General features: G+C 58.6%; 15 protein-coding genes. 5 read left to right on the top strand and 10 right to left on the bottom strand.

Annotated elements, in window-relative coordinates:
• Nucleotides 1-220: 220 nt before the first annotated feature.
• The 3 genes from RS9916_RS14205 to RS9916_RS00555 are packed head-to-tail and all read left to right on the top strand — an operon-like array spanning nt 221 to nt 2,205.
• Entirely contained in the window at nt 221-385 is a 165-nt protein-coding gene (locus RS9916_RS14205; protein ID WP_198003363.1) for a hypothetical protein, read from the top strand.
• 43 nt (nt 386-428) lie between these two features.
• On the top strand, nt 429-1,361 hold the full coding sequence (locus RS9916_RS00550) for a hypothetical protein (RefSeq protein WP_156777435.1): 933 nt from the start codon (nt 429-431) through the stop codon (nt 1,359-1,361).
• A gap of 4 nt (nt 1,362-1,365) precedes the next feature.
• The gene (locus tag RS9916_RS00555; RefSeq protein WP_007097185.1) at nt 1,366-2,205 is read left to right on the top strand and encodes an MBL fold metallo-hydrolase; all 840 of its coding nucleotides are present in this window, start codon (nt 1,366-1,368) and stop codon (nt 2,203-2,205) included.
• 5 nt (nt 2,206-2,210) lie between these two features.
• Here RS9916_RS00555 and RS9916_RS00560 read toward each other — a convergent pair whose 3' ends face one another.
• From RS9916_RS00560 to RS9916_RS00590, 5 genes are all read right to left on the bottom strand, one after another.
• Entirely contained in the window at nt 2,211-2,441 is a 231-nt protein-coding gene (locus RS9916_RS00560) for a hypothetical protein (protein WP_038022968.1), read from the bottom strand.
• A 255-nt stretch (nt 2,442-2,696) separates the two neighbouring features.
• The gene (locus RS9916_RS00565) at nt 2,697-2,912 is read right to left on the bottom strand and encodes a hypothetical protein (protein ID WP_007097187.1); all 216 of its coding nucleotides are present in this window, start codon (nt 2,910-2,912) and stop codon (nt 2,697-2,699) included.
• A 1,014-nt stretch (nt 2,913-3,926) separates the two neighbouring features.
• Nucleotides 3,927-4,115: a hypothetical protein gene (locus RS9916_RS00580; protein WP_038023928.1), complete on the bottom strand. Its 189-nt coding sequence runs from the start codon at nt 4,113-4,115 to the stop codon at nt 3,927-3,929.
• Between the two features lie 92 nt (nt 4,116-4,207).
• Entirely contained in the window at nt 4,208-4,642 is a 435-nt protein-coding gene (locus RS9916_RS00585; RefSeq protein WP_007097191.1) for a secondary thiamine-phosphate synthase enzyme YjbQ, read from the bottom strand.
• A 229-nt stretch (nt 4,643-4,871) separates the two neighbouring features.
• Nucleotides 4,872-6,140, bottom strand: a complete 1,269-nt coding sequence (locus RS9916_RS00590) for a glycosyltransferase family 2 protein (protein ID WP_007097193.1) — start codon at nt 6,138-6,140, stop codon at nt 4,872-4,874.
• An 89-nt stretch (nt 6,141-6,229) separates the two neighbouring features.
• Here RS9916_RS00590 and RS9916_RS00595 point away from each other — a divergent pair, with 89 nt between their 5' ends.
• Together RS9916_RS00595 and RS9916_RS00600 are read left to right on the top strand one after the other, a co-directional pair.
• A complete protein-coding gene (locus RS9916_RS00595; protein WP_038022971.1) occupies nt 6,230-6,622 on the top strand; it encodes a TM2 domain-containing protein in 393 nt (130 codons plus the stop codon).
• A gap of 3 nt (nt 6,623-6,625) precedes the next feature.
• Nucleotides 6,626-7,324 (top strand): hypothetical protein, encoded by a 699-nt coding sequence (locus tag RS9916_RS00600; RefSeq protein ID WP_038022974.1) that lies wholly within the window; start codon nt 6,626-6,628, stop codon nt 7,322-7,324.
• Nucleotides 7,325-7,336: 12 nt separating this feature from the next.
• Here the strand turns inward: RS9916_RS00600 and RS9916_RS00605 are convergent, their stop codons facing one another.
• The 5 genes from RS9916_RS00605 to RS9916_RS00625 are packed head-to-tail and all read right to left on the bottom strand — an operon-like array spanning nt 7,337 to nt 14,268.
• Complete coding sequence (locus tag RS9916_RS00605) at nt 7,337-7,903, bottom strand: hypothetical protein (protein WP_156777436.1); 567 nt, start codon at nt 7,901-7,903, stop codon at nt 7,337-7,339.
• Nucleotides 7,864-8,886, bottom strand: a complete 1,023-nt coding sequence (locus tag RS9916_RS00610) for a hypothetical protein (RefSeq protein WP_038022977.1) — start codon at nt 8,884-8,886, stop codon at nt 7,864-7,866. Before RS9916_RS00610 ends, RS9916_RS00605 begins: the two co-directional genes overlap by 40 nt.
• 11 nt (nt 8,887-8,897) lie before the next feature.
• A complete protein-coding gene (locus RS9916_RS00615) occupies nt 8,898-12,194 on the bottom strand; it encodes a cell division protein FtsA (RefSeq protein WP_007097198.1) in 3,297 nt (1,098 codons plus the stop codon).
• 42 nt (nt 12,195-12,236) lie between these two features.
• Nucleotides 12,237-13,736 carry a hypothetical protein gene (locus tag RS9916_RS00620; protein WP_007097199.1) on the bottom strand — a complete coding sequence of 500 codons (1,500 nt, stop codon included), beginning with the start codon at nt 13,734-13,736 and terminating at the stop codon, nt 12,237-12,239.
• 1 nt (nt 13,737) lies between these two features.
• The gene (locus tag RS9916_RS00625; protein WP_007097200.1) at nt 13,738-14,268 is read right to left on the bottom strand and encodes a hypothetical protein; all 531 of its coding nucleotides are present in this window, start codon (nt 14,266-14,268) and stop codon (nt 13,738-13,740) included.
• Between the last annotated feature and the right edge of the window lie 10 nt (nt 14,269-14,278).

The following is a 14,278-nucleotide window of genomic DNA, read 5'->3' on the forward strand; positions in this document are numbered from 1 at the left end:
TTCATTGGTTGGGCATGGGCACAAAAAAGCCGGGGGTCTCCAGTCCCCGGCTCGTCCCCCCAACAGGAGTACCGATGCTTGCCGCCTCGGTGCGCTAGTTATCCCGCAGCCTTTGGGCTGCTGGCGTCGGCATTGCTACGAATTGCGGCCTTGGTCAGCGTTCCAGCACTGGCGTTTGACCAGGCACCTGAGTCAGAACGAAGGGTGTGCCTTGGCCATGATGCGGTCGTCCTATGAAGTGAGAGTGGAGCTGCCGGGTGGCTCCAAGATCCTTTTGGTGCGTGCTTCTAGTCGCAGCGAAGCCTGTCGCATGGCTGCAGAAGCGCATCCAGGTCGCCCTTTTGTGGTGATCGGTCGGATCGACGCCATTCCTGCGCTTCCCTGAATCACAGTTGTCGCTAAACCGAGGGTTGTTGTTCCTCGTGCTGATGCTCCGCTCTTGGATGCTGCCGCGATGGGTGCTCCTTGGTCTGGTCGTCGCCGGAATGGGAATGGCCTCGCCGTGCAGCGCTCGCTCCATGGAGGACGAGGGCACGGTGCTGCGCACGGAAATGCTCAAGCAGCGTCGTTCCGCTGAGCTGAAGCAGGGACCGGTTTCGGTCGAGGTTCAGCTGCGCCCCGCTGTGAATACGGCCGGTCACCAAGCCACCCAGGCGGTGGCCACGGTCAGGGTGAAGGGAGAGGTGGTTGGCGTTCTGGAAGGCCCGGAATCACCTGTCGGGATGAATGGGGCGGCGGTGGTTCAGATCGTGAACCTGGATCCCGCCAACGTGTACCCGGAAGTGCTGTTGTCAGCGTTCACCGGCGGCGCCCACTGCTGCAATCAGATGCAGGTGCTCACCCGTCCAACGGGGCAGCAGCTCTGGCGCACGGTGAATCTGGGGCCCTTTAACGGAGGTCCTGCCCCGGCGCGCACGCCCTACGGCGGAACGGTGCCGTTGATTGTGAGCGCAGATAACCGCTTCCTCTATCAATTCGCCTGTTACGCCTGCGGTCGGGCGCCGACGCGGTTGTGGCAGCTGGAGGGGGAGCAGTTTGTCGATGTCAGCCATCAGCCCCGCTATCGCCCCTTGTATCGGCGTGAATTGGAGAGTTATCAGGGCCTGCTCGATCAGCCACGCGATCCGGATGGCAACCCCAATGGCTGGTTGGCGGCTTACGTCGCCACCAAGGCTCTGGTTGGCGAACGGCCGCAGGGATGGCAGCAGATGCTTGAGCGCTATTCCGCCACGAGTGACTGGGGCTTGAAGGCCTGCTTGGGGGGCTACGGCGCCCAGGGCTGTCGCACCCCTGAAGTGGTGTATCCCAATTTCCCGGAGGCCTTGAAGGCTTTTCTGCAGCGCACGGGCTACTGGAACTGAGGTCATGTTCCGGATTAACTCCCGTTGCATCAGCTGTGGCACCTGCTGGCAGTTCGACCCCGAGCACTTTGCGAATGGGGGTGCTGCGGCTGTGGTTTGTCAGCAGCCGCGCGAGTTGCCGGCGTTGCAGCGAGCTCTGCTGGCACTTCAGGCCTGCCCCGTAGCGGCTATCGAAGCCAGTGCAGAACAACGTCTTCAGAGGCCTGATGATGGATTCCCCGTGCCTGTGACGCGACATCGTCACGGTGAGGTGTTCTATTGCGGGTGGGCCTCCAAACGCAGTTTCGGAGCCTGCAGCTGGTTGATTCGCCGTCCGGACGGCAACGTGATGGTGGATGTACCGCGCTGGAGCGCACCCCTGGCCCGGCGGATCGAGGCCCTCGGCGGTTTGGCGACCATCGTGTTGACACATCGCGATGACGTGGCCGACCACGCGCGTTGGGCCAGGGCTTTTGGGGCCGAGCGCTGGATCCATGGTGCCGATGCTGAGGCCGCTCCTGAGGCCGAGCGGCACATGGAGGGTGCGGCTTCTCGGCTGATTGGTGACGGGCTCCGCCTGATCCCCACGCCAGGTCACACAGCGGGGTCGATGTGTCTTCAACTCGGGGAGCAACGGGCGGTGCTCTTCAGCGGTGATCACCTTTGGTGGAACCGGGAGCTGCAGGTGGTGGTGGCATCAGAGCGCTACTGCTGGTGGGATTTCGAACGGCAGATTCAGTCGGTGCGAGCGTTGTTACCGCTGGATGTGGCCTGGTTGCTGCCTGGTCATGGTCACCGCCATGTCTTTGCTGTTGGTGAATGGCAAATGGCTCTGGAGCAGACCCTCGCGTGGGTGCAGGGCTGAGAGGATCAACTCACTTCTGGAGCCCAGCCCACCTGTTGCTGCCAGGTCGGTGCCCAGAGCCGGCAACGTTTGATCAGGTGATCCCCCTGGGGCAGTTGGCGGCGTCGCACGGTGCAACCCAGGATCGTGCGGCAGTGGCGATCAACGCCGTAACTGAAGTGCTGGCAGGTCATGCAGATGCAGGCCCCTTTCCAGTTGCTCAGGTCGTCGGGGTCCACGAAGTCCCAGTCATCCATCAACACTCTTGCGTCAGTACGTCTGTACTACTCGCGATCGGTGGCGTTGGCAAGTAGCTGCTGTTGGCTCGCCATGCAAAAGGGTGCTTTTGGAATTTTCCAGGGCGGTGGGCTGCGTCAGTCTTGGGTGGTCGGTAGTTGATGCTGCGTGTGCATGGTGTTGGGTTGAGGGCTGCTCGATGGATTGGGGGGATCAGATTTGAACGCAACAAAAAACCCCGCCTGTGGCGGGGAAGGGGTTGATTGGTTGAGGCATCACCACTCACCCATGGGATAAAAATCAGGGATGACAAGAGTCGAAGAGTTGTTGTCGTCGTGCTTTTTGATGTACTGCTGTTTGATGGCTTGTGGGGTTGAAGTGGTCTTCTTTTGTGTTTTGTTTTCGTAGCCTTTGAGGCAGTAATTACCGATCTGCTTTTTGGCAGCACTGATCGATGAGAGCTCGTCGAGCGTGAGTTTTTTGTTGATCATTGTTTTGAAAGGGGTTTTGGAGGTGTGTTCCTCCGAGGTCCCATCGTTGTTGAGATTTTCAGTCGCCTCATTGATCTGAGACGAGAGCAGTTGTGATCTTGGTCACAGGCAATGGCCCAGTCAGCCTGCCCTTCAGAGGTGCAGGTGCTCCTGTGCTGCAAAGGGTTTGGCCAGTGGTGACCTGCCTGAATCACAGATCTGCAGTCAGCCATCACCCGCGTTCTCGGGGATCGCACCTCAGGCAATGGTTTGCATGGTGCTGCGCCTCCTGCCACCGCATCAGCTTTCCGGAAGCCATGGTGACGATGACGATGACGATGACGATGCCCTCTGGAAGGCTCAGCTTGGTCGATAATCGGCGCGTGCAGGCCACTCAACGGGACCTCTCGACATGAACAAAATCAGGCTCTTAGTCCTTTTCGCATCAGTGTTTGCGGGAGGACTATTCACGCCAGCGGGTGCCCAAGAGGAAGGCTTCGAAGTGCCTTTTTTTATTGGTAGCGCGTACACAGTGTGCACCCTCGCAAAAGAAGGGCTCCTCGGAAGAGAGATCGCGAGAGACTTCTTGAAAGGGCTAACCGATCAAGATGAAACGTCGGAATCTGTTCAACAAGCCTACAAAGCCTTGCGGGACGATCCAGACCTCAAAGACTGCCCACTGCCACCCGCTCGGTAAAACGTTCCGCTCGTAGAGCGCTTGCTGCTGGGTAGGGTCGCTGCGCAAGCCAAGAGCAAGTGGCCCGGCTGACTCTCGCTGGGGGGGCTGGGGACAGCCAAGTCGGTTGTCCATCCTGTTGTCTCAAAGGCTTGGAGTATTCGTTTGGCTCGCTGAAGAAAACGACTGCCCAGGAACCGAGAGGGATGCTCATCACCACGAAAAAGGCACCCCTGGTCAAGGAGTGCCCGATGAGGAGTCAGATCAGTTTGCTCGTCAATCTCCTTTGGGGACGCTTTCGTTCTGGCATGGCTTCTGAGCAGGATTCATGAGCGCATTTGCTCAGCGATGCCGCTGGCTCAGCTGCTCTCGGGCTTCGGGCAGGGCATTAACGGCAGGATGCCTCCTTGGGGATTGAGCCACTCTTTGAATTCATGGTCGATGGCCAGGGCGTCGGCGTCGCGATCACCGCTCGTGAGAACTTTCTGGCGTTGACGGCAGTAATCAAGAGCGCCTTCGATCAGGGCCATCGCTTCCTCGGTTGTCATCGGGAGCGTGCAGGTGAAGCCATGCTTGAGAGGCTGAGCCATGTTTGCCGTGCCAACGGCAACAAGGGCCCGGTTTTTTGAGCATTTGCGGATCAGGCTGAAAGCCATTGCAAAGCCACCTTGCGTTGGCGAGGGCCGTCGAGCTCCACCAAGATGACGTCTTGGTACTGCCCCAGTACCGGCTGGCCATTGCTCACGGTCACCATCACTTGGTTGCCCAGCAGCAGAGCCTGGAGATGGGCGTGAGCATTGCGGGGTTCATCCGCTGGGATGTTGGGTCTCAGCTCTAGATCGTTGTGTTTCCACACTGCAGATGCGGGGGCAAGTTGGCTGAGCCATTGCTCGAGGTCGATCAACAGCCGTTCTTCCATCTCATTCACGATCACGGCTGTGGTGGTGTGTTGGCTGGCGATGACCACAGCCCCATCCCGTTCTCCATGCACGCGGATGAAGTCGTGCACAGCTTGGGTGAGTGCAATGCATTCGAAGGGTCGGCAGGTGGTGAGGTTGAGCAGTTGGGATGCCATCGACGGTGCGGTCAAGTGAAATGCCCTTGCTGCACTGTGACGCCTTGCTCATCGAGGATGGCCAGCAAGTGCAGCGTGAATAGCTTGAAAACAGCGGCTGCTGGCGAATGGGACTCCCCTTCGGCACACCACCACCGGACCCGAAGCTTTGCTGTCATGTGGGCGCATGGTGGAGATCCCAAGTGCAAGCCTTGATTGATGCCCATCGACCCCTCGATGCTCGCAGTCTCTATCTCGAATTTGCCGATGATTTCAGAGGCCGCTTAAAGAAAGGATCTGAAGCGTGAGAGACGCGCTCTTGATTGGCTCGTCGCCAGTGCAGTGGTTGCCGGCGAAGCAGCTGCCCAATGGCTGACCAGGTGATGAATGGATTGAACAGGCTGAAGAAGAGGAGATGGCGTAGATAGTCGGGTATGGATGGCGTCTTCTGTTGGGCTGCTGTATAAGCAAAAACAGTCGCGGCAATGTCAATGGCGACGAAGCCGGCAACGGTCGCGATTGGTTGTTGCCACAGGCCTTTCTGGATCACGTAGACGCCTGTGACGGCAAGGACGAAAGGTGCTGCAGCTGAAATCAAATTCGTGCTTGCCGTGTCGACAAAGAAAAAGGCCGTACTCAGGGACTGGCCGCAGAGTTTTCGGTGTTTCCAGAGGCATTGCAGTTGCCCCACGCGCCAGCGGATGCGTTGCTTGAGCAGTTCTTGAACCGTATTTGGGCCTTGGGTGATGGCACTGGCGCTGCTGGTGAACAGCAGCCGATTCCGGCGCAGCAGCAGGCTCATGGTGGCATCGGCATCTTCGGCAAGCGTTGAAGCGGAGAATCCACCAATCGATCGCAGTTCGGTTGCCCTGAATGCGCTGACAGCGCCTGGGAGGATCATGATGGCATTGACATGGCTCTGCGCACGTTTGAATGTTTGGATGATTTTTGTGTATTCAATTGACTGAATATTTGGAATTGTCCTATCTGGGTTGGCGATTTTAAGGTTGCCTGTGCAGGCTGCAATATCCTGGTATTGAATCAGTGGGTTAAGAAGTCTTGTAAGGCTGGATGGATCGGAAAACCTTGTGTCGGCATCGAGGGTGACAATGAATTCGCCATTGGCATAGAGCAATCCCTCGTTGAGGGCTGCTGTTTTGCCTTGGTTGCAGGCGAAGTCGATTACGGTGATGCGAGCTTTTGGGTGGTTTGCCTGCGCAATGTGGGCTTGATCGGATGTGGCGTCGTTCGAGCCGTCGTTAATAATGATGATCTCCTTGTTGCCGTAATTGGATTGAATGCATGATTGAATGCAGTCTGTGATTGTCGCTTCTTCGTTGCATGCTGGAATCAGAATGCTGACCAGCGGTTTGCAGGGAGTTGATTGTTGCTCTGACCAGTTGGCTTCTTTTGTTCGCTCGGCTTGGTTGTGTTGATGGGCGAGGGCGACGACAATGGCCGTTCTGATGATCCAGGTTCCCAGTAATGCGCTGAGGATTAGAGGCCAGAAATGAAGCATTGTTGTCAGGCTCTCATGGGTTTGGAGGGTCGACCCGCTTGATGATTAGAGCTTTGGATTGTAAGATCGAAGCTCCTTAGTGTTCTTGGATGAGTACTCCGCCAGAGAAAAAAGAGGTCGCCATAGGGTATTTGCTCTGGACTTTATCTTTTGTTGGGGTGTGTGGTGTCCAGCGCATGTACCTCGGTCAAGTGGGTTATGGGATTGCTCTGTTGTTCACCCTCGGTTTCTGTGGCATCGGTCAGTTGCTTGATTTGTTGCTGTTGCCTGAGGCGGTGAATCATGCAAATCGCTCCTCGGGGGCATCAAATGGCGGCAGCATTCCGGCTGCATCAGTGTCGGCTGTTCCTGCTGCTACCTCCCGCGCTAGAGCCTCTGAAGTGTCCCCTGTGGTGAGTGCGGCAGACGATGATGAGCTGGGGGATCTGCTCAAGGCCGCCGAGGCCTCTGTTGATCGTGCCCGTCAAACTCAGGAGGAGTGATTCATGGACAATGACAGGTTGGTTGATTCGGTCAAATTTTTATTGAAAAGTGTTCGCCAGTTGAGTGATCACTTCGTTGAAACGAATGAAAATATTACGAGGAGTTTTGACAGCGTTCGGCGTGACGTCACTGAGCTCACAGAGCGTTTGGAGCAGCTCGAGACTTCGCTTCAGAATTACAGGGATGAAGATCTGATCGCGTCAGGTGCTCCTCGCCGTGAGCCAGAGCTGCCAGTTCGATCTGACACCCAAGAGAATGCGATTCCAGCGCTGAACCTCCCACTTGATGGGCTTGTTGATGTGTATCGCAACACTCCAGCTCTGCTGCAGCCTTTTGCCCGACCCTGCAGTGTCAGCGGCCGCACGTTGAGTGGGGCAATTGAGGAAATTGAGCTGGAGGTGTTTGCACAGGGCACCACGTGGATGATCGAAACTCAGGATGGTGAATGGGTTTTGCTACCCCGACCAGGCATGCTTCAGCGACAAACGCAGATCGAAAGTTTGGGGCGTTTGTTTGATCGAAGTGCTGAAGCTTCTCCGCCTGCAGAGATGGAGTTGATCAAACCGGGGTTCGCCCATGGTGTTGAACATGGTCGTCGTTGGTATCTCAAAGAAAAGGGGGTGATTGGTTTGCATGCTGATCCGCTGCAGACCAGCTTGGAAAAAAGGTTGCAGGCACTGGAGTCCAAGCTGTCGGGCTGACTTCGTCTCTAATCAGGAGCGAGGTTTGATGACGGCGACAAACTCTGTGGCGGTCACAACAGGTTGAGATTGTGACAGCACATTGACTGTGAAAGTACGTGTTTCCCTTTGCGTTGATCCATCGGGATAGATGAATGTCATCACGCCGTTGAGATTGACGTAGGAGCCGCTGGTGCTCGAGGCTTGTAAATCTGAGACTGTGACCCGTTCAAATTGCGAGAAAAAGTCAGGGTCATAGAGCGTGGCAGCCCCATCGGTCATGAGGGAGCGGGCTTTCGTTGTGTTTCCGTCAGATAAAGCTTGCACCCATTGGCTTACGGTGCTGATCGCCAAGTCCACTGGGTTGATCCTTGGCGTCACGCGCTCGGCTTTGGCCAAGGGTTTGGGTTGTTCGGCTTGCTGGGCTTGGGGTCTCATCAGCACCGTGAAACCCACGCCCAGCACGACCAGCCCTACTGGAAACACAAGGAGAAGCGCGAGGAGTGCCTGCTGATTGCTGAATCCGGGGGACTGATCCGATGCCCTGCGCGATCGAAAACTCACGGTGTGCCGATGCGTCCGAGAGTTTTTACGCTCCATCTGGATCCGGTTTGTTCCAGCAGGGCTGGTTCAATCAACTGGGCTTTTGAGATTGTTTGTTGCTCGTAGGAGAACAGTCCTTTGGAAGGTTGTGCAGCTGCAAATCCTTTCAGTGTGCGGTCGGTGGGGAACAACCAATGCTGTTGATTGAGTGAAATCAGCCAGTAGCTGCCTCCCCCAGGCACTTCTTCCAGTTCGGTGGCTGTGGCTCGCCCAGTCGCGATCGCATTCTCCGACTCGCTGGTGATGTTGAGCTCAGCCTTGGCTGCATCGCGGAGTTGCTGTCGATCGCCGTTGTTCAGAGCAGCGATCAGGCCAGCCTTGCTGATGGGAGCGGGAGCAGGACTCTGAGCAGGTGCTGCTGCAGGGGTGGGCGCCGGCGGCGCCGCCGCTGGAGTGGCTGCCATGGGCGTCGGCCTGGGGTTGGCCGACGGAGGTGGGCTCGAAAACAGCTGGGCTGTCGCCGATGGGGTCGGACGTGTGCGATTGACGGCACGGTCCTGGTCCACCTGCATCTCGAGCGTGTTCAGTCGTGTGCGCAGATTGTCGTTCTGTCGCCGCAGCGACTGGTGGCTGCGGCGTAAGTGCAAGTGAGCCGTGATGCCTGCGGCCAGGCCAAGCAGAGCCAGGACCAGGCTGCTAACTGTGAGAAAGACAAAGGGCAGGCGAATCGGGCCGATGGGTAGATCGGCTTCAGCTTTGCTGCTCTCGAGTCGCTCTAGGCGTTGCTCAATTGTGCTCGTGTTCTCTTGATCAAGATCAAGATCAAGATCAGGAGATGGAGCCGCTGGTGGTGCAGAGATGGCGTCGGGTTGTTCTGATGACGGCTCGAGAGGCTCTTCACCAGGAAGACCTCGACTGTCTTCTTGCTCTTCCTGAGTAACGAGCGGCGGGCGGGCATGCGCTGGGATCTGATCATTGAGTCCCCAAAGGCTGGCGGTCAATGCCACGGCAACCAGACTGAGTTTGCTTGCAGTGTTCATGGCGTTCTCCCTCAGAAACGTTCGGCCCACAGACGGCCCAAGGTGTTGGTGAGCGCCCTCAGGCCGAGAATGAAGCCCGGTTCGGGTTCGAGATCACTGGCTTCCTGCCCAACTTTGGCCAGGCAGAGGGAGCGAACCTCCGTTTCCACTTCGGCCCAGAGCGTGTCCAGGTCACACAGCTGCCGAATCGGCAGCAGGCTGCGGATGCGCAGTTCCGCAATGCTGTCGTCGTAGTGGTCAACAAAGGCTCGGATGGCGTCGAGATTCGGCAGCTCATACCGCTCAATCTGCGACATGGTGTGGGGTAACTCCACCCGGTCTCCGGCCTCGAAGGTCAGATCGTTGACCACCAGGGTTGAGCCACACACCATCACATCGGCGCGGGGATCGAAATCCCCGATCAGATTGACGCCCGAGCTGATTAAGCCGCAGGAGGTTTCGTCCTTGTAGGCATCGGAGAGTGTTGTCGACGCATTGCCGGCCTCACTGCCGGATGCCTTGATCTGCAGCATTTCCATCAGGCGGTCGGGATCCCCCCCCTTTTGGAAGCTGGAGCTGGCATCAATCCAATTGATCAGCCGCCCGCCATTGCCTCCGATGTACACCGGAGTAGGGGTGGATCGGGTGAGCTTTCCTTCCTCGCGCAGCACCTGCTGGATCTGGCCGAGGTAGTGGTAGATCCCCCCAAAGCTGACGGCGAGCAGGCTGAGGAAGTGCTGCAGAGGTTCCTGCAGCGTCGATTCCTGATTCACGAGCATGTCGAGCCGACCGGCCAGCAGCTCATCAGAGCCGTAGCGCATGATGTTGTCGAGGCGACTGGTGAAATTGCGGTCCTGCCGAGCTCTTGCTTCGTCATCACTGATGTCGGCAGTGAGGCTCGGCGGGAAGAGGGATTTCAGGAACGATGGCTTCCGTCGCAGCAGCTGGGAGCTGATGTCGCGACCGGCGAAGGGAATCGACACCTGGTGAATGAGGCGGTTGTCCTGCCAGATCGAAATGTCGGTGGTGCCGCCGCCCACATCGAGGCAGGAGGTGTGCACCATCTGCCGGTTCTGAAAGTTGCCGAAGTAACTGGCGAAGGCCACAGCTTCTGTCTGCAGGCCACCCTCACCAGCTTTGCTATTGAGGGCATGGCGCAAACCTGTGAGTTTGTTCAGGTCGGCGCAGAGTTCCACCCAGACCCGGCGGTAGCGAGCCACCTCGTTCGGTGAGAAGGCGCTGGGATACGACACAGACCACTGCAATTCTTTTGCGCCATTGGCTGCCGCATTGGCACTGATCAGCAGTGCGACCTCCTTCAAGAAAGGTTTTTGATATTGCATCTGCTCCCACTTGAATCCTGTGCGCAGTTCGGCGCCACCGAATTCGCCGGGGCTGGGAACCCGCAAGCGGGCCTCATGGAAGAGCTCCGGCACCTGGCCCAGCACTTCCTGCCAGCCGCGCAGGCTGATGGCGGTTGCGGTGGGTGGGTTGCCGCCGTTCTCGGCGTTGGGCAGCATCTCCTCCGGAACGAAGTACTGATTCAGCAGGCGCTGGCGTTCTTCTTTCTGCGACAGGGTGAGGGAGATCACCCTGGTGTCGAGGTGGCGCCGTTGCGGACCTGCACCTTCATCAATGAAGAAGTTGGTGAACGAGGTGCCGAAGTCGATGCCCACTTGCCATTGGGTTCCCTGATCCGGACTGCTGGCTGGTGGGGTCACTGGCAACAGACCACGGTCTTGCCCGCGCTCACTGAGGCGGACCAGATCCGGGAAATGGTTGGTGGTGAAATACTTCACGACCTGCTGGCCATCCCGGCCCAGTTTGCGGTCGTAATCGGCAAAGCCATCAACGGTGAGTGCTGATGGGCTGTCTTCGCAGAAGAGGTAATACAGACGCCAGCGCTCATCGCTGACAAAAGGCCATAGCGTGATCACCGGGAGGTCTTCCGCCACCAGGTTCTGCTCCTTCAAGGGATAGGAGCGGGAGATGGCATACCCATCGCGCTGGCCTTGCAGCGGCAGGGTGAGACGAATTTCCAGCTCACTGCTCACACTGGTCTGCATCACCCGCAGTTCGCAGCGCTCCTGCAGTTCACGGCTGCTGAACAGACGGCGGATCTCCGGTCGCAGAGGGAGAAGGGGAGTGACCGCCTCGCCATTGACCATGGGCACGCCCTCGAGGCGGCTGGGCAGCCATGAATGCATCAGTGCTTGCTCGCCTGACACCAGATACAGCTCGTCGAGAAAGATCTGGTCAGGTGTGAGAACAGTGATCTCCTGTCCGTATTGCCGCTCGAGCTGACCGGGATCAAAGCCGATGGACTCAAGCGTGGCTGATTTGTACAGGCAGATGTCAGCTGCACTCACCCCGAGCTTGTTGGGCATGTCGGGATCCACCAGCACCACCGGTTCGCTGGTCGGCGTGTCCCCAAGCGGCGCCTTGAGGCGATCGCCCAGTTCGATGGTGGCCTGGCTGGCACTGACGCCACCTTTGGCGGGGCGGGCCAGCAAGGACAGGGCCACTGGGTTGGACGGCAGGTTGGCGACGCGCCCGCTGTCCGACAGGGTCGGGGTACCCAGGCGCCCGGCGGTGAGTTTGGTGATAAACAGATCGAGCACTTCAGCCAGTTGCCCTGCAGTGGTCTGGCTCTGCAGATCGGGTGCCTGCAGCATCCCGTTTTTCACATGGCTGAACCAATCGGCCAGGGCCTGACGCTGGGGACCGCCGAGGAATTCAACGGGGTTGCTGAAGCGTCCACCCGCAGTCCAGCCCATCCCCTGGATCGCTTGGGGAAGATGCACCGCAGGGCAGAACAGGGTGCTGGGAGAGCTGAAGCCCACCACGGTGCCCTGAAGGGTAAACACGTAGACGACGTCCCAGGGATTGCGACCGTCGGGTTGACGGGACAGAGACGTCGTTCCGTCAGGAAGCGAGCTGGCGAGGCTGCGAGAAAACGGACCGACGGCATCGTCTTGCAGGTCGGCATGGTCGAGCAGAGCGACCCGCTGCGCATCGAGCCGTAAGCCGAACATTTCCCAGAGGCCCAGACAGGCCATGCCGCCAAACAATTCCTCCAGCAGAGAATCGCGGGTGGGATAGCGCGTGTTGAGCACGGCTTGCTCGAATTGCAGAGCCCGCGACCAGGGTGAAGGCAGCGAATTCACCCTGGAGGTCGACACCTCGTACACAAGGCTCTTGGCGATGGTGCCCAGACTCTGCTGATCACGTCCCTGCCACTCTCCCGACTGTGCGCCTCCAGCAAGTGGTGGGTCTGTTTTCGGAAACCAGGGGATTTGAACGATGTCCTGGGATTGGGAAGAGGTCATGGCGAAGGGAGGAGGTATTCAGTGAGCTCTATGGAGAAGACGTCAGACCACCAGGGTCCAGAGGCAGTCAGCCAGACCTGCCATGCCGCGATGGGGGATCGCATCGCCGCTGAGGCGATCCATGCGCACCTTGATGAACTCGACGCTGTCGGAAGACTCAGCGATGCGGGGTCGAGCCTTGCCTCTGACGATTCGATTGAGATTGTTCTGGTAGCGATCACTCGGCTTGAGCAGATCGGCGGTGAACAACTCCTGGCGGAACCCACTGCCCAGATTGCTTGAGATCTGATTCAGCCACTGCAGCAGGGTGTCGCAGTACTGATCGATCGCGCTTTGCACTGTCAGTTGTTCCTTGTCGCGAATGCCTGGTCGGCCGCCGCGGCTGGCGCTGGCTCCCGCTGGGTGGAAGAACCGTTGAACCCAAGGGGCACCACTGAGGAAGGTGCGCATCGGAACCTTTTGGGCAGCGTTGATTTCTCGGCTGATGTTGTTGCGCCAGGCCACAGCGAAACGGGCGCCGCGGGCCAGGGCTTCGCCAACAACTTCGTTGTCGGGCAGATCTTCCCAGCTCATGCTCTGTTGCTCGCTGCGGCTGAGCACGTGCGCGTAGCCATTGCTGCTGCTACCTGAATGGCAGACCCCAAGAGCGGCCAGCAGCTCCACCACATGGGCGGCATTCGATTGAGACGTGCCGCCGATGCTGAAGCCATAGCGGGCTTTGATGTCGCTTCCCACCAAATAGACCCTGTCGAAGCAGGCGCGGCCGCTGGTGCGCAGGTATTGCAGTGCAGCGTCGGTGTTCAGCTGGAAGTTGCGCGACTCGGCGTGAACGCCGGTGTCGTCATCTGCCATGCCTTCGAAATCGAAGTAGGGCAGCAGCAGAGAGGCCTGCACCTGGATGCTGGTGAGCCCCTGTTGTTTCAACCAGTTCTTCAGCAGCTGCCCGAGGGTGGGCACACCGGAGGCACCGGTTCCACCGAAGACGCTGCCAAACAGATGAATCACTGGAGCCTCACCGCTGCCAGCCGCGGTTTGGATATCGCTCAGCATCTGCTGCCACTGGCCGACCTGCGACTCCTTGTCGAGGCTGATGCGACTCATCACGGCGGATCCGATCGGAGGTCGGCCGCGAAAGCCCACTTCCAGATCGGCGCTTTGCTCTTCTGGAGGGAAAAGGCAGTCGAAGAGGGCAGCAACCCCTGGGGCTTGCGTGCGCAGAACGGCTTTGGGGAAGACCTGATCGAGGCTGAGGGCGCCTGACGAGGTGGTGAGGGGGCTCCATTGGCCGTAGTCACGCAATTCAGCACGCGCGAATCGATCGCTGTTGCGCCCCACGGCACGACGCATGGCGCCGTAGCGGTTGATGGCGGTTTGGGCGCGAACCAGCAGGGCGCTTTGCTGGTCGGGCTCCACCAGAAACACCCCCAGCCGCGCGGGATTGCCGTCTTGATCCTTGAGCAGGCCGCAGCCGTGCAGGTGAACAAGCGCTTCGATGCATTTCGCACCTGTACCGCCGACACCGATGGCGAAAATCGTCTTCATTTCAGCGGCTCCCCAAAAGAGTGACAGCCCCAGGCACGACCAGCCTGTAGGTGCGCGGTGATGCCAAAAGGGTTGGCAGCCAGAACAGCAAAATCACATCCAGCATCACGAAGCCCATCAGCAGCAGCCAGCCTCCTGCTGGTACGGGGTAGCTGCTGTAGCCAGGCAACGCGCTGGTGCCAGTGACTTGCCACTGGAAAATCGTGAACCAGCCGAGGCACAACCAGCCAAAGACGACCAGGATTGATGCTGCGAGCCACCACATCGGCTGCATCGCTCTGGTTTGTGATGAGCTGACAGGCCGGGCTGACCAGGTCACGGAAATCCAGATCAGCAATGCGGTGATGCACCCCCCCCAGAACACGGAGAAAGCAGGGCTGCTGCCTGTTTGTAGATAGTCATCAAGCTTCAGGCCGGGGCCCACAAGGATTCCCGGAAACAGATTCAGGAAGATCCAGTTTTGTGCGATGAATATCCACACAACACCGAGTGCTACGCACAGGGCGAGCAGGATTAATTGCAGATTTCGCATGATTTCGGGG

Source organism: Synechococcus sp. RS9916, assembly GCF_000153825.1.
Lineage (GTDB): Bacteria > Cyanobacteriota > Cyanobacteriia > PCC-6307 > Cyanobiaceae > Synechococcus_C.

Coding starts and splice junctions, on each gene's coding strand:
- RS9916_RS00560 (WP_038022968.1), bottom strand. CDS start 2,441: ATGGATGACTGGGACTTCGTGGACCCCGACGACCTGAGCAACTGGAAA.
- RS9916_RS00565 (WP_007097187.1), bottom strand. CDS start 2,912: ATGATCAACAAAAAACTCACGCTCGACGAGCTCTCATCGATCAGTGCT.
- RS9916_RS00620 (WP_007097199.1), bottom strand. CDS start 13,736: ATGAAGACGATTTTCGCCATCGGTGTCGGCGGTACAGGTGCGAAATGC.
- RS9916_RS00555 (WP_007097185.1), top strand. CDS start 1,366: ATGTTCCGGATTAACTCCCGTTGCATCAGCTGTGGCACCTGCTGGCAG.
- RS9916_RS00600 (WP_038022974.1), top strand. CDS start 6,626: ATGGACAATGACAGGTTGGTTGATTCGGTCAAATTTTTATTGAAAAGT.
- RS9916_RS00625 (WP_007097200.1), bottom strand. CDS start 14,268: ATGCGAAATCTGCAATTAATCCTGCTCGCCCTGTGCGTAGCACTCGGT.
- RS9916_RS00605 (WP_156777436.1), bottom strand. CDS start 7,903: ATGGAGCGTAAAAACTCTCGGACGCATCGGCACACCGTGAGTTTTCGA.
- RS9916_RS00590 (WP_007097193.1), bottom strand. CDS start 6,140: ATGCTTCATTTCTGGCCTCTAATCCTCAGCGCATTACTGGGAACCTGG.
- RS9916_RS00585 (WP_007097191.1), bottom strand. CDS start 4,642: ATGGCATCCCAACTGCTCAACCTCACCACCTGCCGACCCTTCGAATGC.
- RS9916_RS00550 (WP_156777435.1), top strand. CDS start 429: ATGCTCCGCTCTTGGATGCTGCCGCGATGGGTGCTCCTTGGTCTGGTC.
- RS9916_RS00610 (WP_038022977.1), bottom strand. CDS start 8,886: ATGAACACTGCAAGCAAACTCAGTCTGGTTGCCGTGGCATTGACCGCC.
- RS9916_RS00580 (WP_038023928.1), bottom strand. CDS start 4,115: ATGACAACCGAGGAAGCGATGGCCCTGATCGAAGGCGCTCTTGATTAC.
- RS9916_RS00595 (WP_038022971.1), top strand. CDS start 6,230: ATGAGTACTCCGCCAGAGAAAAAAGAGGTCGCCATAGGGTATTTGCTC.
- RS9916_RS00615 (WP_007097198.1), bottom strand. CDS start 12,194: ATGACCTCTTCCCAATCCCAGGACATCGTTCAAATCCCCTGGTTTCCG.
- RS9916_RS14205 (WP_198003363.1), top strand. CDS start 221: ATGCGGTCGTCCTATGAAGTGAGAGTGGAGCTGCCGGGTGGCTCCAAG.